Raw genomic sequence first — 22569 nt, 5'->3', positions numbered from 1 at the left:
CGCGATGAGCCGACGCGGCCCCAAGCACTTCGCCAAGCTCGCCTTCGTGCTCGCCGACACCGACGAACCGGCAGACACGGACATGACCAGCTTCCACGACCGCATCCTGGCCGCGGGCCCCGGCGACGAGTTGCTCGTCCTCTGGCGCCGCAAGCTCACCGCATGGGACTTCGAACAGTCCCCCACGTGGTCGGCCACCGCGCCGCGCACCCCGGAGCGCCGCGCCGAGGTCTACGACAAGCTCGCGTTCGAAGCGGATCTACGCAAAGCGTTCGACGCTACAGTCCCGGTCCACACGGAACCGGGTCCTGTCACCATCAGCCGCGAGTTCCAGGCCTGGTACACCCGGGGGCAGGCGGCGAACCGCTCCTTCTACTGGACTTCGTACGAGCGACTGCTGCGCCGCAAGGGCTGGAGCGACGCGGCGGTCTCCAGTCTGGACGAGGCCGCCCATGCGGTCGTGGAACGGCTTGCCGACCCCACCCGTGACGACCCTTATGGCGCGCGCGGACTCGTCGTCGGCTACGTACAGTCCGGCAAGACCGCCAACTTCACCGGCGTCACCGCCAAGGCCATCGACGCGGGCTACCGCCTGGTCATCGTCCTGGGCGGCACCCTGAACCTGCTGCGCGGCCAGACCCAGCGCCGTCTCGACATGGAACTGATCGGCCAGGAGAACATCCTGGGCGCCGCCGACCCGAACGACCCGGACGCCCTGGTCGGCATCGACTACCAGGACGACGAGGACTGGCCCGCGAAGTTCGTCTCGTTCGGTGCCCGCCCCTCCATGCTCGGCGCCTTCGACATCGAGCGTCTGACCTCGCGCGACCGTGACTACATGGCACTGGAACGCGGCATCAGCGCCTTGGAGTTCAAGAGGCCGGACCGCACCCGTCCCCTGTACGACTCGGCGAACCTGCATATGACTCGCGCACGCGTCATGGTTGTGAAGAAGAACAAGTCGGTGCTGGAAAATCTGGTCAAGGACCTCAGGAAGATAGGCCCGACCCTCGGCGAGGTACCGGCCCTGATCATCGACGACGAGTCCGACCAGGCCTCGGTGAATACGACCGACCCGAAGAAGTGGGAGGAAGGCAAGGTCACCCGCACCGCGATCAACGGCCAGATCAGCAAGCTCCTCAAGCTCCTGCCTCGCGCCCAGTACGTCGGCTACACCGCGACTCCCTTCGCCAACGTGTTCATCGACCCGGGTGACGGGGAGGACATCTTCCCGCGCGACTTCCTGATATCCCTCCCGCGTCCCACCGACTACATGGGCGTTCAGGACTTCCACGACCTGGACACCTTCGGCGACGGTGAAGGCGAGGCCGAGAAGAAGCATGTCCGGGGCATCTACGACTCCACGGGCGACCGACTCCAGGAGGCCCTGGACGCCTTCGTGCTCACGGGCGCTCTCAAGCTCTACCGCGAGGAGCACGGCGTTCCCTCCGACCCGTTCCGGCACCACACGATGCTCGTGCACGAATCGGTCCGCATGGCCGAGCACGCCGCGCTCGCCCTGCGCATCAACACCCTGTGGCACAACGCCGCGTACACGGGCCCGGAGGGTCACACCCGCCTGGCGTCCCTCTTCGACAAGGACTTCCACGCCCACGCGGACGGCTCCCTGCCCACTCCCACGACGTACGCGGACCTCAAGCCATACGTTTCTAAGGCCCGCCGTCTCATCAACCAGGGCGGCAGCCCCGTCATGGTCATCAACGGTGAGAGCGAACGCGACTACACACAGCCCGACCTGGACTTCGACCGCACCCCGAGGGTCTGGAAGATCCTTGTCGGTGGCACCAAACTGTCCCGAGGCTTCACGGTCGAGGGCCTGACGATCACGTATTACCGCCGCACGACGCAGCAGGCCGACACCCTGATGCAGATGGGCCGCTGGTTCGGCTTCCGACACGGGTACCGGGACCTCGTGCGCCTCTACATCGGCCGCGAGGAGGCCCTCGGCCGCGGTCGCAACGCCAAGACGGTCGACCTGTACGAGGCCTTCGAGGCGATCTGCCGGGACGAGGAACTCTTCCGCGCCGAGCTGGCCCGCTACGCGCCCTTGGTGGACGGTCGCCCCCAGGTCACCCCCGCCCAGATCCCACCCCTGGTGACCCAGCATCTGCCATGGGTGAAGCCGTCGGCTCGGAACAAGATGTTCAATACGGAGCTGGTGGAGGTGCGGTCGCCCGGGACCTGGGTGGAGCCGACCGCCTACCCGGAGACCTCGGAGGGAATGGCCCACAACACCGAGTGCTGGGAGCCGGTGCTCGCCGCGCTGAGTCAGGACCCGGTGCGCCTGTCGGTCGGGGACGGCCCCGAGTACGAAGCGCGCGTGGGGACGGTCTCGCACGACACGCTGATGAAGGTCCTGTGCGACCTGCGGTGGTCGATTCCGAGCCAGTTCTCGCCGCACCTGGAGTTCCTGCTGGAGACAGGGCAGCAGGAGACCACGATCGACGACTGGCTCGTGATCACTCCGTTGCAGACCTCCGCCAGGCGCGTGGAGGCCCGCATCCTGGGGCACGGCCCGTTCACCCCGGCCCGTCGTACTCGCAGGCGAGGCTCTCTCTTCGGCGCGCTCAGTGAGCCCAAGCACCGTGCCGCCGCCCTGCGCGTCGCGGGCGCCGTCGAGACGGCCGGCAACACGACGGTCGAGCAGCACGTCCGCCCGCGCCGAGGCGCGCTGCTGCTCTACCCGGTGATCGAGTCCGAGCCGCGACTCGCCTCCGACGGGGCGATGGCGCCTGGTGATCTGGTGATGGCCTTCTCTTTCGTCGCCCCGAAGTCGTCGGTGGGATCCGAGCGCCCGCTGGTCCGGTTCCGTGCGATCGACTCCAGCCGGCAGGATGCGATCGTCATCGACCGAGACGACGTACGTATTTGAGGTCCGACAGCATTGGACAACGTGAGGCCCTCCTCTCCCGGCGTCTCCGCGCGCATGTCCCGACAGGCCAGCAAGGATACGAGCGCCGAACTGGCCGTACGGCACCTCCTGCACGCGGCGGGCCTGCGCTACCGCGTGGAGTACCCGGTACCAGGCATGGCGCGGCGGCGCATCGACGTGGCGTTCACCCGTGCCAAGGTGGCCGTCCTGATCGACGGGTGCTTCTGGCACGGGTGCCCGGATCACGCCACGCAACCGAAAGCCAACGCCGAGTGGTGGCGTACGAAGCTCGACCGGAACATGGCCCGCGACCGGGAGACGACGGAGCACCTGACCGCGCAGGGGTGGATGGTGTTGCGGTTCTGGGAGCATGAGACTCCCGAGGAAGTAGCCGCGCGGGTGAGAGCGGCTGTGGAGTGGCGTCTGACAGAACGCACGAGAAGGGGGAAAAAATGGGGGATTTGACCTTCGTCGATGTGTGCTCGGGAGCGGGCGGCCTCGCCCTCGGACTGGAGCAGGCGGGGTTCGAGCCGCGCCTGCTGCTGGACGACGACGAACTCGCCGTCAGCACGCTGCGGGCCAACCGGCCGCACTGGAACGTCCTTCAAACTGACCTGATGGACTTCGACCCGGCCGAGCATCCCGTGAGCCACGACGTGGACCTCCTCTCGGCCGGCCTGCCACGAGTGAAGTCCAGTGCGACTGTCGGACGCGCCGATTCGCGTGCGGAGGAACAGTTGCTGAAGGCCACGGTCTATCTCGTCCATGCGATCAGGCCTCGTGCGGTACTCATCGAGAACGTTCCCGGGCTCGCGCACTCGAACGCTTACCAGCAGTTTCGTGATTTCGCCCGGGTCGAACTGGCCCACCTCGGCTACGAGTTCAGTTGGTTCGTCGTGAACGCCGTCGACTTCGGCGTACCCCAGAACCGCAAGCAGGGCGTCCTGGTCGCCATCGAGCGGCAGTGGGCCGAAGCGTTCCGGCCGCCGACACCGACCGTGCAGCAGCCGGCGACGGTCGGTGCCGTTCTGGGGCCCTCCATGGCCTCGCGCGGTTGGCAGGATGCTGCCCGTTGGGCCGCCCAGGCCGATCGACCGGCTCCGACTCTCGTCGGCGGTTCGAAGAACCGGGGCGGCGCGGACCTGGGACCGACTGGTGCCAAGCAGACCTGGGCGACCATGGGTGTCAACGGTCACACCGTGAGTGACGACGTTCCCGACGCGGACTTCGTATGGGATCCCGAACTCGGCAGGGACAACATGGTGAAGATCACGGCTGGGCAGGCAGCGCTGTTGCAGGGCTTCCCCGAGACGTGGGAGATCACCGGGCGCAAGACTGCCCGATACCGCCAGGTCGGGCACGCGACACCACCGCCGGTGGGAGAGGCACTGGGGAGGGCTGTCGCCGCAGCGCTGATTCTGGATCCAGCAGTCCCCGCTGCCGGCTAGACTTCCGCCACATGACCAGCACGGCGTCCCACAAGGCCATCCTCGACCAGCCTTTCGTCCTCGACCTCTTCGCAGGTCCCGGAGGGCTGGACGTCGCCGGTCACTCGCTCGACATCCCGAGTCTCGGTATCGAGTGGGACAGGAGCGCGTGCCTGACCCGGTACGCCGCCGGGCTGGACACCCTTCACGCCGATGTGAGCGCGGTACGCAGGGATGCCTTCGAGTCATTGCCGCCGGAGATCAACGTGCTCGCTGGTGGCCCTCCGTGCCAGACGTACTCAGTGGCCGGGCACGGCGCCGGGCGCCAGGCCTTGGACAGGGTCAAGGAGTACATCGAGAGGCTGATGACAGGCGACTCCGACAAGGAGATCGACGAGGAACTCGGGGCTCGCCCCGATCCACGCACCGGATTGGTCCTCGAACCTCTCCGGTACGCGATTCAGGCAACGCGGAGCCCGAACCGTGAGAACCGACCGTACGACGTCATCGTCCTGGAACAGGTCCCAGCAGTGGCCCCGCTCTGGGAGCACTACGCCAAGGTGCTGGCCGAGACAGGGCTCCCCGATGGGACCAGATACAAGGTTGTCGTCGATGTTCTCGACACCGAGACCTACGGGGTACCGCAGACGCGGTCTCGCGCGGTGTTGATCGCTCGGCGCGAAGGGCTCGGTGAGCCCTCGCTCCCTTCCCCTACACACCGTTCCTACGACGCGAAGGAATGGAATCGGAAGAACGGGACGAGCGCACCTGACCAGGTCCGTCAGCCGACCCTCGACGAGGGCAGCACGTCAGGGGACGACGAGGACAGGCTCCCCTGGAGGTCGATGCATGATGCCCTCTCGGACCCGGTGGGCTCGCATCCAGGGCGTGTCACTCCCTTCTTGGTCCGCTCGAACTACGGGAGCTCCGGAAACCCGGGGAGACGTGGTGTGCGCACGGACAAGCAGCCCGCCACCACCGTCACCGGCCGCATCTCCCGCTTCGTGGTCTTCGAGCACCTCGACGAGAACATCGTCTACGAAGGCCCGCGGTTCAGCATGAACGAAGCGGGGATGCTGCAGAGCTTCCCGCCGGACTATCCATGGTCCGGTACGGCTCAGGCCCAACAGGTGGGCAACGCCGTACCGCCCCTCTTCGGTGCGCACCTACTGAGCGCCGCTCTCGGGCTCCCCAAGCCGACTCCGGAGGCACTGAGAAAGCCCTGGCAGCCGACCACGGAGGAGCAGCGGGCCAAGCTGCGAAACAATGGCTGCGGGGCCGCCGACAACTGCACCGACAGGTGCCCGCAGGCCAAGGACCAGGTGCCGCCGCCCTCATCCATGCGCCTGTCTAAGAGCAAGAAGACGTCAGCGAAATAGTCCGAGCCCGGCGCCAGGTCAATCCCCGAGCTTCCTCCCCCTGACCGGCGCAGTCTCGAACAGCTCTGCAAAGTAGCTGGTGAGCGCAGCCACGGACTCCTCCGGGACAGGGTCCTCGTCGGGCCCCTTCGGGAGTTCGTACCGCTCGACCGGTGGTGCCGATTCCGCTTCCGCGATCCAGTCGCGCAGATGGGCGGGGTCACGGGGCCGGTCCGGCCCGAGGAGGTCGTAGATCAGGGTCGCGCCGGCCGCGTTGATCGCGACGCTGAGGCCGAAGATCTCTCGCCCGGTGGTGACTTGCCCCCGTTGCAGAAGGCGGACCAGGGCCTGGGCGGTAGGTCGGTGGTCGATCAGCTCCATCCGGAGAACTGTGTGGATAAGGTCCTGGTTCCCGCAGGCGGCCTCGACCGGCTCATAGTCCGGTCCGTTCCGGAAGAGCTCAGCCGCCCACCACAGACGGGAGAAGCACTGACGGTCCGCAGGGCCACGGAAGCGTTCCGCGGCGATGCGCCTTTCCGGCCTCTTCGCCGTCGGCTCCGACAAGTGCCGCCACGCCACGTAGTCAGGGGCCACCGCCAGGGCCAGGTGGTTCCACAGACGCTTGTCCGCCGCTTCTCGCCGCGTCAGGCGCAGCGTGGCATGGAGTCGTGGCGCGAGCCATGCGTCGGCTCGGGTGCGATCCTCCCGGAACTCGAACATGGCGTCCTCCACCAAGCTTCGGATCGGCTCGACCCACCACCTGGCGTCGTCCTCGGGAAGCGGCTCGACGACCTTGGCGAGATCGATGCCGCCGTGGACCTGCTCACCTTTGAGCAGTTCCTCGGTGAGGAACGGATCGACGGCCGAGGTGGCGAGCAGCGCCAGGCGCTCCGGCACATGGTTCGGTTGGGTGATCACGTCTCACTCTCCCGGTTCATCTGTTCCAGACTGCGAATAACGTAGGCGAGCGCCTTGGTGGCATCGGCACGGCGGATCGCCGCGTAGTGGATACGGGTCTGGAGCTCGACCCAGCCCGAGTCGCCGGTGCGCCGGCGATGGACCTGTCGCATAGCCTCCTCGACATGGACGCCGGGAACGACGTCCGGAAGCATCTCCCGGAGCACCTCGCCCTGCCAGTCGGTCGGGAAGACCGGGCCGCCGCCGGGCTCCACCTCCAGATCGCCGATGGCACCGTGGAACACCGCGGTCCACACATCGGTGGCCATCTGCGCGACCAGGAGGTCACGCACCTTGCTGTCCACACCCGAGCTGTTGCTGTCCAACAGACCGATAACACCCTCGACATCGGTGTTCACGAACACGGTGGGGACCCTGGCCGAGGTGTCCACGATCCAGGGCGCATCGGCGTAGGCCTGCAGCCACTCCCTGGAGCTTTTCCGGAACGACGTCGTCTGGACGTCCAGTTGGAGACCGCGGACCGGCTCGTCGGAGACGGTGTCGACGATCCAGCTCCGGTCGGTCTCGGCGATCGATCTACCGCGTACTCCGTCCACGGTCCCGACGGCGTACACGGCGAGGGAGGCTCGCCCCAAGTGGTCATCACGAAGCAGTTCCACGGAGCCCGACCAGTCCCGGCCGTCCTGCGCGTCACACGTGAGCGCCATGGAGGTGCGGACATTCGTCTCGCCGTCCGTCAGCACGGCGAGGACATACAGATCGGACCACGCCGCGTCCGGCGCGTTCGCCCCGGGTGGCAGCGTCGCCGAGAGGCCGATCGTCGCGCTCACCCAGTCCGTGTGACCAGCGATGCCGAGCGCGACGGCCTGCTGCTGGGTCGAGTACGCGGTGGTCTCCAACTGGTCGCGGGTACCGTCGGAAAGCCTGAGGGAGACCGAGGTCACCCTGAGCGTGATCGGCCGGTTGAGCCTCTTGTACGGGTAGATCTTCACGCGTCACTCCCCCTTGCCGGCACGGAGTTCGAGGACGAGACGAGTGAGCGTGGTCCTGACCGGGTGACTGGTGACATCCGTGGACCCTCGGAACTTCGCGCGACGCACACCGGGGCTGAAGTGCAGCGTCCCGTCCTCCACCTCACAGCCCTCGACGGCCACGAGCTCAGCCCAGTCCAGCTTCGGGCGGCCGCCAGAGCGCACGTCCAACTGGGCGACCGGCACCATCGGGACGACCTCGTCACCACGCGGGATGCTCACCTCCGCGGTGATCTGCCACTCCCCGCCGTCCCCGATCGTCGCGTCGAGTCCGTCCAGCACCGGAACCACGGGCCCGGCGGGTGCCTTGGCCTTGGGCTTTGTTCTCACGGTCAACGCCTTGCGCACGGCCTCCCCGCCCTCACGGCTGCTGCGCTTCGGCCGTGCGACAAGTTCCCTGACCGCATGGTTGACCTCGGCGCTCAGCGCGCTGATCCGCCGATACGCGGACGGGGACCAGCGCAGCGTCAGCTCCTCCGTCTGTCCCCAGCGGTCGTGCTCAGGCGGTTCCGCCGCACGCAGGAATTCCTCGGCCTCCTTCGCGAAGGGGGCCGCTTCCCCGGCTGCCTCACCCACCAGCAGAACGGCCTGGAAGGGGTTGGTCCCGAGCGGCAGCCTCTGAACCCCGGTCCTCTTGACGGTCATGCGGTTGCCGCGCAGCGAGTGCACCTGGTTCTTTCCCCCGTCGCCGTCCCTGTCCCCCTCGGCCTCGGTGACCAGTAGGACCGCCTGGTGGGTACCGAGCGTCCCATGAGCACCGCCGGAGGGCGGCAGCTTCAGCGGCACGCTCCGCGCCGCCACCTGCCCGGCCTCGGTGAGACGATCCACCGTGGTGCCCTCGTAGTGCGCCCTGAGGGCACGAGTCCGGGCGGGCTGCTCGACGGACGGGTCCACCTGCTTCTCCGGCACGACCTCCTTGCCGTTCTGCAAAGCACGGACAGAGACCTCCAGAAGGGGGAGCCTGCTGCCGCCGCCGGTCATCGCAGCCCAGAAGTCACGTCCCAGTGCTTCTACCAGACGGCCGTGCATCTTGCGGATGTCACGCGTGTCCTCGTCGCCCTCCTCGTCACCGATCGACTCGTCGTCGGCGTCGGACGTGTTCCCCTCCAGACTGGCCACGTCGTGCGCGCCGACGATGAGGAAAGACGTACCGGGTTCGTCGCTCTCTCTGGCCAGATGCAGGCGTGCCACCGTCTCCTCGTCCGCCCACCATGAACGGGCGACCATGGCACCAGGTGAATCGGGGTCTGGGCGCCCGAACCATGCGGGGCCCGCGTACGACTCGCCACCCACCTCACGCCAGGGCAGTTCCAGACGGCCGATGACCCGTCGCTCGGTACGGCCCTCGTGGGGCACGGACAAGGTGGAGTTGATGAGTACGAGTCCGAGCGCGCTGGTGGCCCACAGCGTCGCCTTGCCCAGGCCGTACGAACCACCCGCGCCGGGCCCGGACTTGAGGCTCTCCAGTTGCCGTCTGACCACGGCGGCGAACTTGCCGTCCGCGTAGTCGCCGCCGATGAGCCCGGAAGCGTTGTAGTCGTCGACACGCAGCAGGACCAGACGGCCCTTCTCGTACATGTCGCGCACCCCGGCGTCCACGACCCGACCGACCTTCTGGTTACCGGCGACCTCCGAGACAGCGGAGTAGTGCGGAAACAGATCGTTCCAGAGGATCGCCTCACGGAAGGAGTCCAGGGCCTCACCGGTGAGCTCGTGCAGGGTGTAACGGACCCGGACCGGACGACCGTTCTCCGTAAGGCGCTCGTCCAGGCTGTTCTGGCAGGTCTCGCGGGCGAGGACCTGCACGTCGGCATCGAAGGCGAAGGCAGCGGCATTGCCCAGGTCACGACCACCGTCGGAGTAGCCGGGCCGGTGGTACCAGGTGACCGGGAGGCCGGCCTGGGTGTCGGTGGTGCGGGTGTGCACCGTACCCACGTCCGTGCCAAGTGCCTTGGCGATGTCCGTCATGACGGTCGGGCGAGGAGTCGACCTGCCGGTGATCCACGCGGACACGGCGGCCCGAGTCAGCTGGAGCTCGTCGGCCAGTTCGGCCTGTGTCTTCCCCGCGAGCTTGAGCTGGCGGGCCAGCCAAGGCCCGAACTCCTCACCTGTCTCCACGCGTCACCTGCTCTTCCTCGGAGTCCATGCAGATCATGTGCTGTGGACCACGAGGTTAATTTGACACGCACGGAAGCGTCAACCAACAGTTGATCGACCCCATCGTCCGGACCCCTTTGACTCGGTGTCCAAGTTACCCCGAATTGCCAAGTCTCTCCCCTTATGCGCCACTTCCATAAATGGAGCGACCAACTCCCCCCGGATAAATGGGAGTTGGGGTTGCACCTTCGGGTGACTCTCGATACGGTTGTTGACGATGGGGATCCCATCTCGCTCACGAAACCCGAAATCGGGAAGGCTGGGCGACCCGGGGAGAAGTGCACCCAAATTCAGCCCCGCAACAGGAGACCGAGGCACACACCAAGTCGCCACTCCACCACCGCAGAAGCATTTCGACGAAAGGGCTGGCGGCACCGGGCCAACACCCACTAGTGTTCTCAGCCAACAAGAATCCCAATGGGGATTCGCTATCGATTTCATCCATTTTCGCGGGGGACGTGTGCCCAATTCACCCCTGTGCAACCTGAATAGGGGTGCGCCATTCATGATTGAGCAGGGATACAACGACTTCTTGTTTTCGTCTCGGGAAATGAGTTCATTCGAACTGGCAATCAACGCGGCCAAGACCGAGGCCGAGGTGATGAAGATTCTCCAGGACTACGACCTGTCCGAGAAGGACTTTCCCGACGGCAGGATTCCCGGTCTGCCGCCGGACGAGTTCCCCACAACCTGAGCGAGGTAGCACAAAGGAGCAGGTCACAGCCCCAAGCCGTTCCTCTCGGCAGGCCCGAACCCCCAACGCCTTCACGTTCTCCGAAGGCACTGCGACGCCAATACACCAGCACCACGACAGGCACACGCGCCGGCTTCGACGAAGCCGGCGCGGCCGGCCCCATCGCTGAAATTTCACTCGGACTTTCACAACTCAGGAGTGCAGAGCAGTGCCGCCTTCGTCCTCTTCCGTAGTCCAAACCGTTCTCGAACAGTCCTCACGCGTCCTGCAGACTTACGCGGTGGACGCTGGTCTCGTGGCCGAGCACGCCAATGGTGAGCGCCGGATCACCCAGGGCGGATATGGCGACCGCCAGCTCTTCGAACTCGTCCAGAACGCGGCAGACGAAATGGCTGACGAGCCGGGTGGACGAGTTTACATAATCCTCACGGACACCCATTTGTACTGCGCGAACGAGGGTAATCCGGTCACCCCTGAGGGCGCGGAGACAATTCTTCGAATGAGCATGTCGAAGAAGCGTGGAGGGCAGATCGGACGCTTCGGAGTAGGCGTCAAGTCGGTCCTCGTGGTAACCGACGCGCCTGAATTCTTCAGCAGCACGGGAAGTTTCGGATTCGACCGCGCCTGGTCGTACGCGCAGATCAAGGCCGTACCTGGCGTGACGGCACGCTACGGCCCGGACTTCGACGCCCCCGTGCTGCGGATGGCCCGACCTCTCGACGTGCAGGCCGAGCGCGCTGCCGATCATGTCCTGAACGAGCTGTTGGACTGGGCCACCACAGTCGTTCGACTGCCTCTGCTCCCCAGGGCCGACGACCGGCTGGGCAGGGACATGCACGGCGGTCGCGCCAAGGACCACGGCGAGCCTCGCGAGGAATTCCCGGTGGGCTTCCAGCTCTTCTCCCCGCACGTCGCGAAGGTCGTGCTGGAGGACCGCCGGCCCCGGCCCATGGTCCGACGTACGCTGACCACCCGACAGACCGACGACCTGCACACCGTGGTCGAGGAGCGGACCGGAAAGGCCGTCACCACTGACCGGTGGCGCGTGTTCAGCACCACCCACGAGCCCGGTCCGAGTGCTCGCGCGGATGCCGGAGAGCTGCACGACCGGCTTCTGCTCGACCTCGCCTGGGGTGTCCCGGCCCTGGAGAAGGACCCGGAGAGCGGCCTGTACATCAGCCCGCGGTCGCGCGGACGCGGCAAATTCTGGTCCTTCTTCCCGACCAAGTACGAAATGTCGCTGAGCGGCATTCTCAACGGAGCCTGGAAGACCAACGAGGACAGGCAGAACCTGCTGGACTCCTCCCCCTTCAACCAAGAGATGATCAGGGTGTCGGCGAAGCTTGTCGTCGACTCTCTCCCCTCCCTGGCACCGGCCGAGGACCCCGCCGCCTACCTCCCCCTGCTGCCCGGCCGCGTCAAGGAGGCGATCAGCTGGGCCGACGAGTTTCTGACCAGGGAGGTCTGGGCCCGCACCACGGACCGCCCCTCCCTGCCCGACCAGGACGGCGTCCTGCGCGTCCCCACACAACTGCGGATCCCCCCGCGGCTCGACAGGGACCTGAGGAAACTGTCCGGTTGGCTGCGGATGTGGAACGAGTGCCCCGGGCGCCCCTCGAACTGGCTGCACCCGAGCGCGGAGGCGGACGCCCTCCGTTCCGGCAAGGTCGAACACATCATCGGCGCGGCCGGACACGAACGGACCGGCGTCCGTGAGTGGCTGGAGGCCTTGGTCGAGAGCGGGACCCCCGAAGCATCTGCAGTGGCCATCCGAATCCTCGCGGACATGATCGAGGCCCACTCCCCCTACGCCGAGGAGGCCCGCACGGCCCACATCGTGCTCACCGAGGAGCACGGTCTCATCGCCCCCGTACACGGCAAGGTGTTCCGCCGCGCTGACCAGGGCGGGCTGCGCGAGGCACTGGTGTATGTGGTCGACAAACTGGCCGAGGATCCGTCGCTGGCTCACGCGCTCAACATCCTGGGCATTCGCGAGGCCGATGTCGAGGGCCGGTTCGTCAGCGTCCTCGACCAGGGCTTCGATCACTACAGCGACTCGGACTGGGAGCGGTTCTGGGAGCTGTTCCGTCAGGCGGGGGTGCGTCGCCTGGCCCACAAGGTCCTGGAGCGGGTGCCCACTGCGCGCTCGACGCTCCGGGTGCGGACCGCCGACGGCCGGTTCCGGCCGGTCGAGAACTGCATGCTGCCGGGTACGGTCGTCGACGCGACGCGCGATCCGAGCATCGCCGTCGACATGGCGTTCCACTCCGACGACACCCCGTTCTTCCCCCAGGTCGGTCTGCGGGAGCGGCCGTCCGGCGGGGTGCAGCCCCAGGCGGACGAGGCATGGTTCGAGGAGTATCGCGCGGCCGTCCACGCCGCCTACCTGCGCGGCCTGGACAGTCGCGCCCCGCGCCCCATGCTGAACCGGATGAAGGTCGAGGGCGCCGCGATCGGTGGCCCGCTCCACCTCTTCCGAGCTCTCTCCGAGGAATCACGCGCCGCCTTCCTGAAGGAGTTGCCCGACGACGCCGTGGTGGACAACTGGACGCTTCAGATCGGCGCGCAGACCAGTACTCGCCAGGCGGTGATCTCGCCGATCCGGTGGATGCTGAGGAAGTTCGGCACGGTGGCCACCTCCCAGGGGATCAAGCCGCTGAAGGAGGCCGTCGGCTCCCAGCTCGCCGGCTACCGGGACGTACTGCCGGTCGCGGACATCTCCTCCGAGAAGGCTCGCAGGCTACGGCTCCCGACCACCGTCGACGAAGTTCCCGCCGACCGTTGGGACGCGCTTCTCGACGAGGTCACCCACAGCGAGGACGACTCCTTCGTCGGCGCCACGTACGTGATGCTGACCCGGTTCGGCGCGGACTTCCCCGAGAACTCCCTGACCCGTTGCCGGATCGGCGAGGTCTGGGACACCCGTCCCGACGACGAGATCACGATCGCCGTCGGAGCGGCTCAGTACCGGGCGCTCCGTGCCGAACAGCTCCCTGCGCTCCTCGTACCGACCGCCGAGGATGCCGAGCTGATGATCGAGAAGTGGGGGATGCTCCGCTACGCCGACGTGATCAGCCGGGAGACCCGTGAAGTACCGGAGGGTGACCCCGTGCCTCTGGTCGAGCTGTTCCCCGCTCTGCGGCAGCGCCTGAACAGTGGGCATCGGAACAGCATGGTGCAACGGTGCAGCGAACTGGAGGAGGTCACCCGTACGCCGAACGGCACGCACGCCTCCCCCTTGGACGCCTTGCGCCAGGACGGCACCGTCAAGGTCCGCGTGCCTCTGGAGCCCGAGCCGATGCTGCGTCTCATCGACCGCGAACTCGGCCTCGGCCTCGGCGCCTCCGGTTGTCGCGCCGTCCTGGAGCACCAGGATCGCATGGCTCGTGACAGCGAACTGAAGGCGGCACAGAAGGCAGTACGCGAGGCCGCGGACGTGGTGGCCAAGATCGAGCTGTTGATCAGTGCCGACGCACTCCGGACCGGCCTCCCCGAGGGATTGATGGAGGCCGAGCTGCAGGAGACCGACGGCGTGGAGCCGTCCGGGCGCCGGATCGCGCAGATGGCGTTCAACGCGCACGGTGACGGAGTGCTCCAGCAGCATGCGCGGGACATCCAGGCGCGCTTCCCCAACGCTCCAGTCGCATACGGGGGTTCGTCGGCAGCGATCGCGTTCGTCTCGGAGCTGAGGCTGCCTGTCGCCTTCGCCGGTTCGAGGACTCCGTCCCCGCCCGCGTTCGAGACCGTCGAGGGCCCTCGGGACTTCCCGAGCCTCCACGAATACCAGGAGGACCTGGTACGGAACATCTCCACGATGCTCGACCGGCTGGCCCCGCAACGCGGCATGCTGTCCCTGCCTACCGGCGCCGGCAAGACCCGGGTCACCGCTGAGGCCGTGATCCGTTGGGTGAAGCGGATCGGCGACCTCAAGGGCCCGCTGCTGTGGATCGCGCAGACCGAGGAGTTGTGCGAACAGGCTGTCCAGAGCTGGAAATTCGTCTGGAACAAGGTGGGTGCCGAGCGCCCGCTCACCATCAGCCGACTGTGGAGCACCAACGAGGTCGGGAACGTCGTCGACCACCCGCACCTGGTGGTCGCCACCGACGCCAAGCTGGAACGGTGCCTGGGCACCGACCAGTACGCCTGGCTGCGCCAGGCCGCGCTGGTGATCGTGGACGAGGCGCACACCGCCATCTCCAAGCGGTACACCGAGATCCTGGGCCAGTTGGGACTCACCCAGTACGAGACCGGACGGCATCTCCTCGGCCTGACCGCCACCCCGTTCCGTAACCGCAACGAGGAGGAGACCCGCCGTCTGGCCGGCCGCTTCGGCAATCGACGACTCGACGAAGGGGTCTTCCCGTCGGGCGATCCGTACCACGATCTCCAGGACTGGGGGATGCTCGCCCAGGTCGAGCACCGCACCCTTGAGGGCGGCCGTATCGAACTCACCCGGGACGAGAAGACGCACGCCGATCGCATGGCCATGCTCTCCCGCTCCGCCGAACAGCGGCTCGCCGACGACCACGCGCGCAGTCGACGCATCGTCGACTCGGTGGCCGAACTGCCCGACGACTGGCCGACGTTGCTCTTCGCCACCTCCGTCGACCACGCCAAGTACCTGGCGGCCATGCTCAACGACCGGGGTGTCCGGTCCGCCGCCGTGGACTCGACGACCAGTGCGCAGGACCGTCGTACTCGCATCGAGAACTTCCGAAGCGGACGTATCCGGGTCCTCACCAACTACGGTGTGCTCACCCAGGGATTCGACGCGCCAGCCACTCGTGCCGTGGTCGTGGCCCGGCCGGTCTACAGCACCAACGTGTACCAGCAGATGATCGGTCGCGGCCTGCGCGGACCACGGAACGGCGGCAAGGAAAGCTGTCTGATCCTCAACATCAGCGACAACATCACCAACTTCGACACCGACCTCGCCTTCAATGAGTTCGAGCACCTCTGGAGCCGGAAGTGACCGACGCCTACCAGGACAGCCCCCCGCTCACCGACGAGCAACTGGCCGTGGTCGAGCAGCCTTGGGACGCTCGTGTCCTGGTCACCGCGGGCGCCGGTGCCGGAAAGACCCACACCCTGGTACGTCGACTCGACGCGCTGTGCGGTCACGAGGACCCCGAACAGGCGCTGGAGGCGGCCGAGATCCTGGTGCTCACCTTCTCCCGAGCCGCCGCCCGAGAGCTGCGCGAACGGATCTCCCGGCACGGGGAAAGAGCCCACCGGGTACGTGCCCGTACGTTCGACGCGTGGGCCTATGAGGTGCTCCTCCAGGCGCATCCGGACAGCGAGTGGGGAGAGGTCGGCTTCGACGAGCGGATCGCCGCCGCGACCCGCGCGATCGAGAAGGGCGCGCTGGAGATCGGCGACGCGGTCTCGCCCGCCCATGTCGTGATCGACGAGGTGCAGGACCTGCTGGGTGGGCGCCGCGAGCTGGTGGAGACACTTCTCGACCGGTACCAGGACAGCTGCGGCTTTACCGTCGTCGGCGACGCCGCCCAGTCCGTGTACGGCTTCCAGATCGCGGACCTGGGCGGACGCGCCGACGAGACCGGCCGGTTCTTCGACTGGCTGCGCTGCTCCTACCCCGACGATCTGGTGGAGCTGCACCTCACCCGCAACTTCCGGGCCACCACCGCCGAGGCCCGGGTCGCACTGGCGCACGGCCCCCTGCTCCAGAAGCTGAGCGATCCGGACGAGGCCGGAACGCTCTACGAGGAACTGCGCGACATCCTCCTGGATCCCGCGAACGGCATGGGCGACCTCGACGACGAGTTCACTCTGGGCGGCCTGCGGGACCTCTCCGACACCTGCGCCGTCCTCACCCGTGACAACCAACAGGCCCTCGTGATCTCCGGCCTGCTGCACGCGCACGGCATCGACCACCGGCTACGGCGCCCGCTGGAGGAGCGTCCGGTGCCGTACTGGGTGGCCGAGCTGCTGCGCCGCACGGAGGCGACCGGCCTCACCGAGGACCGGTTCAGCACCCTCCTCTCGGAGATCCCTCTCCCATACGAACCGAACGCCGCCGCCCTGTGGACTGTGCTGCGTCGGGTCGCGCGCGGAGCGGGTCGTGGGGTGCTCGATCTGGACCGGCTGCGCCGTGCGGTCGCCGACGGCAGGTTCCCCGATGAAGTGGCCGACCCGGAGACCTCCCGGATCGTCCTCTCGACGGTGCACCGGGCCAAGGGCCTGGAGTTCGACCGGGTGATCGTCCTGACGCCACCGACCCTCGCCGAGCTCCACAAGCGATACCAGGACGAGTTGGATCTTCCCGCCGAAGCCCGCGCCCTGTACGTGGCGATGACGCGCGCCCGCCAGGACCTGTATCACGCGGCGCCTCCCCAACTGCCGCACTTCAAGCGGGCGGGGAGTCAGCGCCACGGCCGTCGCTATCTCGGGTCGTGGCGGTCGTACGACAGGTACGGGATCGTCGCCGAGGCGGGCGACGTGTGCCGGGACAACCCACCCAGCCATCAGACCGACGCTGTCGCCACCCAGGCGTATCTCCTGGAACAGGTGCGTCCCGGCCAGGAGGTGCTGCTGCGCAAGCGCCACGACCTGCCGATGAGCGAGGTCGAGAGCCCGCCGTACGCCCTGATGCACGACGGAAAGGAGATCGGGGATGCCTCGCAGCGGTTCCGCGAGGAGCTTTTCCAGGTACAGAAGGTGAACCGCGCCTGGGACCCTTGGTGGCCCGACGAGATCCACGACCTGCGGATCGACACCCTGGAGACCGTGACCGGCAGCACCGCCGCCGGCACGAACGCCGGACTCGGTGAGCGAGGCGTGTGGATCGCGCCGCGGATCACCGGCATCGGCCGGTTCCGGAGAGCCGACGACTACGAGGAGCAGCGCGCATGACGCAGGTGGCAGGCCCACACTCCGAGCACTACCGGGTCCGGGACGAGGAACTCCTGGTGGGGCTCCGTCGTGAACTCCTGGGCCCCGCCGAGGACGCCGAGCCGGACGATCGCGGCGAGGTTCTCACCCAGGACGCGCCGATCGACCGCTACTTGACCGGCGTGCTGTATCCGCGTGCCGCGGACAGGACGGCGAAGGAACGGAAGGACGAGGATGCCGCTGAGCAGGAAGGCCTCGACGCCGCCCCTGTGCTCACCCGCGAAGACGTCGAAGAGTCCGGCACCGCGCAGGAGGTCGGTGCTGCGGGAGACAGGCGTCCTTCCTCGATGGGTCTCACCCTCGCAGTCCGCCCGACCAGAAGCAGTACTTCGATCGTGGTCTCTGCCCGCGCGGCCGTCTACGAACCCACCGACGCCGACGGCAGGCCCGTCCCGGCCCGCCGCGCCGAGGCCCGTACCACCGCCGACCAGCGGGAGCAGTGGCGGCGCAAGGAACTCTCCTTCCCCGACCAGCACATCGACGTCACCCTTCCCGATCCGAAGAAGACGTTCAAGCTCGCCCCGGAAGCCTCGTTGCACGTCAACGTCCGGCGCCTCGATCCGATCACCGACACGGTCACGGTCACAGTCACTCTGATCAATACGCAGAAAGTCGGCGAGCGAGATCTCCAGGACGCCTTCTCCCTGTTCCAGTGCGGCCTGACGGTCCGGGCCGCCGACGGCTCCACCGCGTTCGTCGAGCGTCCTGCCCCGGCCGCCGCCCACGACCGAGAGATCGCCACGAGTCGGTTGCTGCACCGCCACGCCCCGACCTTCGCGGTCGGCCACGGCTGCGCCGCCGAGTGGGACTGGACTCCCCAGCCGATCGGTATGACCGAAGCCGAACCGCCCGCCGTCCCCGAGGTGCGAAGCCAGTTCGTGCCCACGGTAGAGGTGCTGCTGACCGACTCCAACCCGGAGATCGACAGCTCGGCACTGTCGATGCTGGGGCTGGCCGAGCAGTCCGATACCGAGGTCCTGGCCGCTCTGGAAGGGCTGGCCACAGGGTACGAACACTGGATCGACCGCAAGTCGGACGAGGCGGACGCTCTGGCGGGCACCAACCACGAGAAGCCCGCACGGGACCAGGTGAGCGCCTGCCGTGAGGCACTCGACCGTATCCGTGAAGGCATCGAGCTGCTGCGGACCAAGCCCGATGTCATGCGCGCTTTCCGCCTCGCGAACCACGCCATGGCGGACCAGCGCGCCCGCAGCAAGTGGGTGAAGGACGGACGCGTCGGCGCCCCCGCCCCGGCCGCTGGCCGCTGGCGCCCCTTCCAGATCGCGTTCCTGCTGCTCTGCCTGGCCGGCATCGACGACCGTGCGCACGACGATCGGCAGGTGTCCGACCTGCTGTGGTTCCCCACCGGTGGTGGCAAGACGGAGGCCTACCTCGGGTTGATCGCCCTCACGTCGTTCCTGCGTCGCATCCGCAAGGGTGCGGACGGTGGCGGTGTCACCGTCCTCATGCGCTACACGCTGCGGCTGCTCACCCTCCAGCAGTTCGAGCGGGCGGCGATTCTGCTCTGCGCCATGGAGCACATGCGACGCCGGACGCCCGAGCTGGGCCATGAGGAGTTCTCCGTCGGCATGTGGGTGGGACGGTCGGCCACTCCCAACACGCTGGCGGCGGCCGGCCTCAAGCTCGATGAACTGCGGAGAAACCTCGACAAGCGCCTCGCCACCGAGAATCCCGTCCAGCTGCACGCCTGTCCCTGGTGCGGAACCCGCCTCGACGCACGGAACTACGAAGTCGACGAGGACGCCAAGCGGATGTATGTCCGATGCCCCGGCGCAGGCTGCGACTTCACTGACGGCCTGCCCGTCCACCTGATCGACGAGGCGGTGTACGACGCGCGGCCGACCCTGGTGATCGCGACCGTGGACAAGTTCGCGTCGATGCCGTGGCGTCCGGCCACCTCCGCACTCTTCAACCTCAACGACCCGGCCGACGGCACCCCTCCCCCGGAGCTGATCGTCCAGGACGAACTGCACCTGATCTCCGGACCGCTGGGAACTCTCACCGGCCTCTACGAAACCGCCGTGGACGCCCTCGCCGACCGGCCCAAGGTGATCGCCTCCACAGCGACCATCCGTCGCGCCGCCGACCAGGGACGCCACCTCTTCGCCCGCAAAGTACGGCAGTTCCCGCCCGCCGGTCTGGATGCCCGCGACTCGTGGTTCGCCGTGGAGACACCGCGCGACGAGAAGGCGAGCCGCCGCTACGTCGGCCTCCTGGCCCCCGGCACCAGCCAGTCCACCCTGCTGATCCGCACGTACGCAACCCTGCTGCATCGGGTCAAGCAGGCACAGACCGATGAAGAGGTGCGCGACGCGTACTGGAGTCTCGTCGGTTACTTCAACAGCCTCCGGCTGCTGTCCGCGGCCGAACTCCAGGTCCATGACGACGTGGTGGCCTATCTGGAGTTGCTTGCCGAGCGCGAGGGGGTGGAGGTCCGCTCGGTCGCCAACTACTCGGAGCTGACGAGCCGTATCGACGCCAGCGAGATCCCCACCCGCCTCAAGGGCATCGAGAAGCGGTGGCCCGACGAGGACACCGTGGACGTCCTCCTGGCCACAAACATGATCGCGGTCGGCGTCGACGTGGACCGTCTCGGTCTCATGGGCGTAATGGGCCAGCCGCAGACGACCGCCGAGTACATCCAGGCCACCAGCCGCGTCGGCCGCACGCACCCCGGCCTGGTCGCGGTCATGCTCAACTCGACTCGGTCCAGGGACCGTTCCCACTACGAGAGCTTCCAGCATTTCCACTCGGCCCTGTACCGCGAGGTCGAGTCCACCTCTGTCACCCCGTTCTCCGCCCGCGCCCGTGACCGGGGCCTGCACGCGGTGATCGTCGCCCTAGCCCGCATCATGATTCCCGCCGCCCGACCCAACGAGGGCGCCAGCCAGGTCGAGTCCTACGAACACGTGCTCCGGGGCCGCATCAAGTCGATCCTCCTGGAACGCGTCGAGGCGGTCACCCCGGAGGAAACCGACGCCGTGTCCCAGGCCTTCGACGAGTTCGTCGAGTGGTGGTGCAAGGAGGCCGACATCCATAGCGGCCTGCTGTTCGAACCTCAAAGGGGCCGTCGTACCCCTTCGCTCCTGAAGGCGTACGACGACGAGTCCGAGGATGCCGAGGCGTGGTCCACGTTGTGGAGCCTGCGCGACGTCGATGCCGAGTCCGCCCTGTTCATGGAGGGAACCCGATGACCCCGCCTCCCGCCCGCCGTCGCCGGACCGGCGCGAACGGCGCCGCACCCGTCCACAACCTTCCGCGGCGTGGTGCGGTCCGTCGTGCCCAGGCGATCACCACGTACGGCGTCGGGTCGCTCATCGCCGTGGATCACGAGTCCTTCATCGTCTCGGGGCTCGACGAGGCCGAGCAGAGCTGGAGTCGGGATGAGTCCCCACGGATCCACGAACGACGTCTGGCCCGGCTACTCGACGTCGACTACTTCCGGCTGCCGCCCGCTTCCGACGACACCAGCAGGGACGGTCTCCGGGTCCGTCGCTTCCCTTTGATGCACTCCTGCCCGGAGTGCAACGACCTGCAGCGGCACCGCGACTTCAACCCGCCCGCCGGTAGAAGCATCTGCGGCACGTGTGAGGCCGACCTGGTCCCCTCCCGTTTCGTCGTCGCGTGCGAGGGCGGACACCTCGGCGAGTTTCCGTACTGGCAGTGGGTGCACCGCTCCAAGGACCGTGGTGCCTCGCCGACCGCACAGTGCGGGGGCAAGCTCAAGCTGCGCACGTCCGGGCACACTTCCTCGCTCCGCTCCATCCTGGTCTCCTGCACCTGCGGGCAAGCTCCCGAGGTCTCGATGGAGGGTTCCTTCCGCAGAAACGCGCTCAAGGACCTGGGCCTCAAGTGCCGAGGCCCCCGTCCATGGCTCGGTGCCTCTGCCCCCGCTCAGGAGTGTGGACTTCCCCTGCGCACATTGCAGCGTGGTTCTTCGGCGGTATGGCAGCCGGTGCTGAAGTCGGCGCTCTCCATCCCACCGTGGAGCGACGGCCGAGCGGATCCGCTCGCCGAACACTGGGACGCGCTTCGTGAGTACGACGAGCGCGAGCATGTCGAGATCTACCTCAAAGGTGTTTTCAAGGGAAAGTGTCCTGTACCGCTGGACGAGGTGATGGCGCTGCTCGACGCGGAGCGCGAGGAGGACCCAGATGGTGAGGCGGCTCCCACCTTCGACCACCGCTACCGCGCCCTGCGCAACAAGGAGTACGAGCGTCTTCGCTCGGGCAACGACGAGAGCGAGCACACCCGCGACGAACAGTTCGTCTGCGAGACCCCGCTGGGCGACCAGAGCGTGCTCGATCCACTCGGCGTCACCGGCCCGATGCTGGTCAAGAAGCTTCGCGAGGTGCGCGCCCTGAAGGCGTTCACGCGACTCATCGACGCCGAGTCGACGACCGACTCCAAGGAGATGCCACTGTCCGAACGCCCCCTGCGCTGGCTCCCGGCCATGGAGGTGCGGGGCGAGGGAGTCTTCCTCCGCCTGGACGAGGACCGACTGGACGCCTGGGAGAAGGCCCCGGCGGTGGCGGCCCGGATCGAACGGATGCGTACCGCCCACCAGCGGGTGTTGGAGCAGCGGGCCGACGACCCGAGCCGCGTCGTCTCCTCCCCCGCCACCCCTCGCATGGTGCTGCTGCACACCCTGGCCCACATCCTCATCAACGAGTGGAGCCTGGAGGCAGGCTACCCGGCCGCGTCCCTGCGAGAACGCTTGTATGCCGCCGACGACATGGCCGGGGTACTCATCTACACGGCGACGAGCGACTCCGCGGGCAGTCTGGGTGGCCTGGTCGCTCAAGGTGAGCCGGAGATTCTCGCTCGCACGGTCCGTTCGGCCGTCCGCCGTGCCGAGTGGTGTTCCTCGGACCCGCTCTGCATGGAGACCGAGGCGTCGGGCGCCGGCGGAATCAACCTGGCGGCCTGCCACGCCTGCGTGATGCTCCCGGAGACGAGCTGCGAACACAACAACATCCTGTTGGACCGCGCGCTGCTCGTCGGCACCCCGGAAGATCCTCATCTCGGCTTCTTCGCGAACATAGTGTCCGGCTGAATCCGGGCCGTTCGCCGGCCATGCACCATCCCGGTGGGACCCGACACCGGCGCGGAGCTGACATTCCGTTGCCGGTTCCCACCACTGCGGCCGCACAGGTGG

Annotated in this window: 12 protein-coding genes; 9 read left to right on the top strand and 3 right to left on the bottom strand. The window is 67.6% G+C overall.

The window, feature by feature from the left end:
* Nucleotides 1–4 precede the first annotated feature (4 nt).
* From SMIR_RS23820 to SMIR_RS23805, 4 genes are read left to right on the top strand one after another with little or no spacing between them, the layout of a single operon-like run.
* Nucleotides 5–2893, top strand: a complete 2889-nt coding sequence (locus SMIR_RS23820; protein WP_212728398.1) for a Z1 domain-containing protein — start codon at nucleotides 5–7, stop codon at nucleotides 2891–2893.
* Nucleotides 2894–2947: 54 nt separating this feature from the next.
* Nucleotides 2948–3358, top strand: coding sequence for a very short patch repair endonuclease (locus SMIR_RS23815; RefSeq protein ID WP_212728397.1), 411 nt, complete (start codon nucleotides 2948–2950; stop codon nucleotides 3356–3358).
* Nucleotides 3346–4341 carry a DNA cytosine methyltransferase gene (locus SMIR_RS23810; protein WP_212727356.1) on the top strand — a complete coding sequence of 332 codons (996 nt, stop codon included), beginning with the start codon at nucleotides 3346–3348 and terminating at the stop codon, nucleotides 4339–4341. Before SMIR_RS23815 ends, SMIR_RS23810 begins: the two co-directional genes overlap by 13 nt.
* Before the next feature lie 11 nt (nucleotides 4342–4352).
* A complete protein-coding gene (locus SMIR_RS23805) occupies nucleotides 4353–5699 on the top strand; it encodes a DNA cytosine methyltransferase (protein WP_212727355.1) in 1347 nt (448 codons plus the stop codon).
* A gap of 18 nt (nucleotides 5700–5717) precedes the next feature.
* On the opposite strand, the gene SMIR_RS23800 is transcribed toward SMIR_RS23805, so the two are convergent.
* Genes SMIR_RS23800 through SMIR_RS23790 form a run of 3 tightly spaced genes read right to left on the bottom strand, consistent with a single transcriptional unit; the run spans nucleotide 5718 to nucleotide 9745 of the window.
* Nucleotides 5718–6596: a DUF6339 family protein gene (locus SMIR_RS23800; RefSeq protein ID WP_212727354.1), complete on the bottom strand. Its 879-nt coding sequence runs from the start codon at nucleotides 6594–6596 to the stop codon at nucleotides 5718–5720.
* Nucleotides 6593–7588 (bottom strand): hypothetical protein, encoded by a 996-nt coding sequence (locus SMIR_RS23795; RefSeq protein ID WP_212727353.1) that lies wholly within the window; start codon nucleotides 7586–7588, stop codon nucleotides 6593–6595. The genes SMIR_RS23800 and SMIR_RS23795 overlap by 4 nt, the downstream gene beginning before the upstream one ends.
* A gap of 3 nt (nucleotides 7589–7591) precedes the next feature.
* Entirely contained in the window at nucleotides 7592–9745 is a 2154-nt protein-coding gene (locus SMIR_RS23790) for a helix-turn-helix transcriptional regulator (RefSeq protein WP_212727352.1), read from the bottom strand.
* A 544-nt stretch (nucleotides 9746–10289) separates the two neighbouring features.
* Here SMIR_RS23790 and SMIR_RS23785 point away from each other — a divergent pair.
* The 5 genes from SMIR_RS23785 (at nucleotide 10290) to drmB (ending at nucleotide 22467) form a co-directional block, all read left to right on the top strand.
* Nucleotides 10290–10478, top strand: coding sequence for a hypothetical protein (locus SMIR_RS23785; RefSeq protein ID WP_212727351.1), 189 nt, complete (start codon nucleotides 10290–10292; stop codon nucleotides 10476–10478).
* 208 nt (nucleotides 10479–10686) lie between these two features.
* Nucleotides 10687–15450 (top strand): DEAD/DEAH box helicase, encoded by a 4764-nt coding sequence (locus SMIR_RS23780; RefSeq protein ID WP_212727350.1) that lies wholly within the window; start codon nucleotides 10687–10689, stop codon nucleotides 15448–15450.
* The gene (locus SMIR_RS23775; RefSeq protein ID WP_212727349.1) at nucleotides 15447–17351 is read left to right on the top strand and encodes a UvrD-helicase domain-containing protein; all 1905 of its coding nucleotides are present in this window, start codon (nucleotides 15447–15449) and stop codon (nucleotides 17349–17351) included. Before SMIR_RS23780 ends, SMIR_RS23775 begins: the two co-directional genes overlap by 4 nt.
* A complete protein-coding gene (locus SMIR_RS23770; protein WP_212727348.1) occupies nucleotides 17348–20605 on the top strand; it encodes a helicase-related protein in 3258 nt (1085 codons plus the stop codon). The genes SMIR_RS23775 and SMIR_RS23770 overlap by 4 nt, the downstream gene beginning before the upstream one ends.
* A complete protein-coding gene (gene drmB / locus SMIR_RS23765; protein WP_212727347.1) occupies nucleotides 20602–22467 on the top strand; it encodes an MrfA Zn-binding domain-containing protein in 1866 nt (621 codons plus the stop codon). Before SMIR_RS23770 ends, drmB begins: the two co-directional genes overlap by 4 nt.
* The last annotated feature ends 102 nt before the right edge of the window (nucleotides 22468–22569 follow it).

The organism is Streptomyces mirabilis (genome assembly GCF_018310535.1).
In the GTDB taxonomy this organism is placed as follows: Bacteria; Actinomycetota; Actinomycetes; order Streptomycetales; family Streptomycetaceae; genus Streptomyces.
Note: the sequence above shows the minus strand (reverse complement) of the source record. Positions and strands in the feature narration are given on the sequence as shown.

What these genes read in the sequence shown, in the direction of transcription:
- drmB (WP_212727347.1), top strand. Translation starts at nt 20,602, where the DNA reads ATGACCCCGCCTCCCGCCCGCCGTCGCCGGACCGGCGCGAACGGCGCC.
- SMIR_RS23815 (WP_212728397.1), top strand. Translation starts at nt 2,948, where the DNA reads ATGTCCCGACAGGCCAGCAAGGATACGAGCGCCGAACTGGCCGTACGG.
- SMIR_RS23770 (WP_212727348.1), top strand. Translation starts at nt 17,348, where the DNA reads ATGACGCAGGTGGCAGGCCCACACTCCGAGCACTACCGGGTCCGGGAC.
- SMIR_RS23820 (WP_212728398.1), top strand. Translation starts at nt 5, where the DNA reads ATGAGCCGACGCGGCCCCAAGCACTTCGCCAAGCTCGCCTTCGTGCTC.
- SMIR_RS23785 (WP_212727351.1), top strand. Translation starts at nt 10,290, where the DNA reads ATGATTGAGCAGGGATACAACGACTTCTTGTTTTCGTCTCGGGAAATG.
- SMIR_RS23805 (WP_212727355.1), top strand. Translation starts at nt 4,353, where the DNA reads ATGACCAGCACGGCGTCCCACAAGGCCATCCTCGACCAGCCTTTCGTC.
- SMIR_RS23810 (WP_212727356.1), top strand. Translation starts at nt 3,346, where the DNA reads ATGGGGGATTTGACCTTCGTCGATGTGTGCTCGGGAGCGGGCGGCCTC.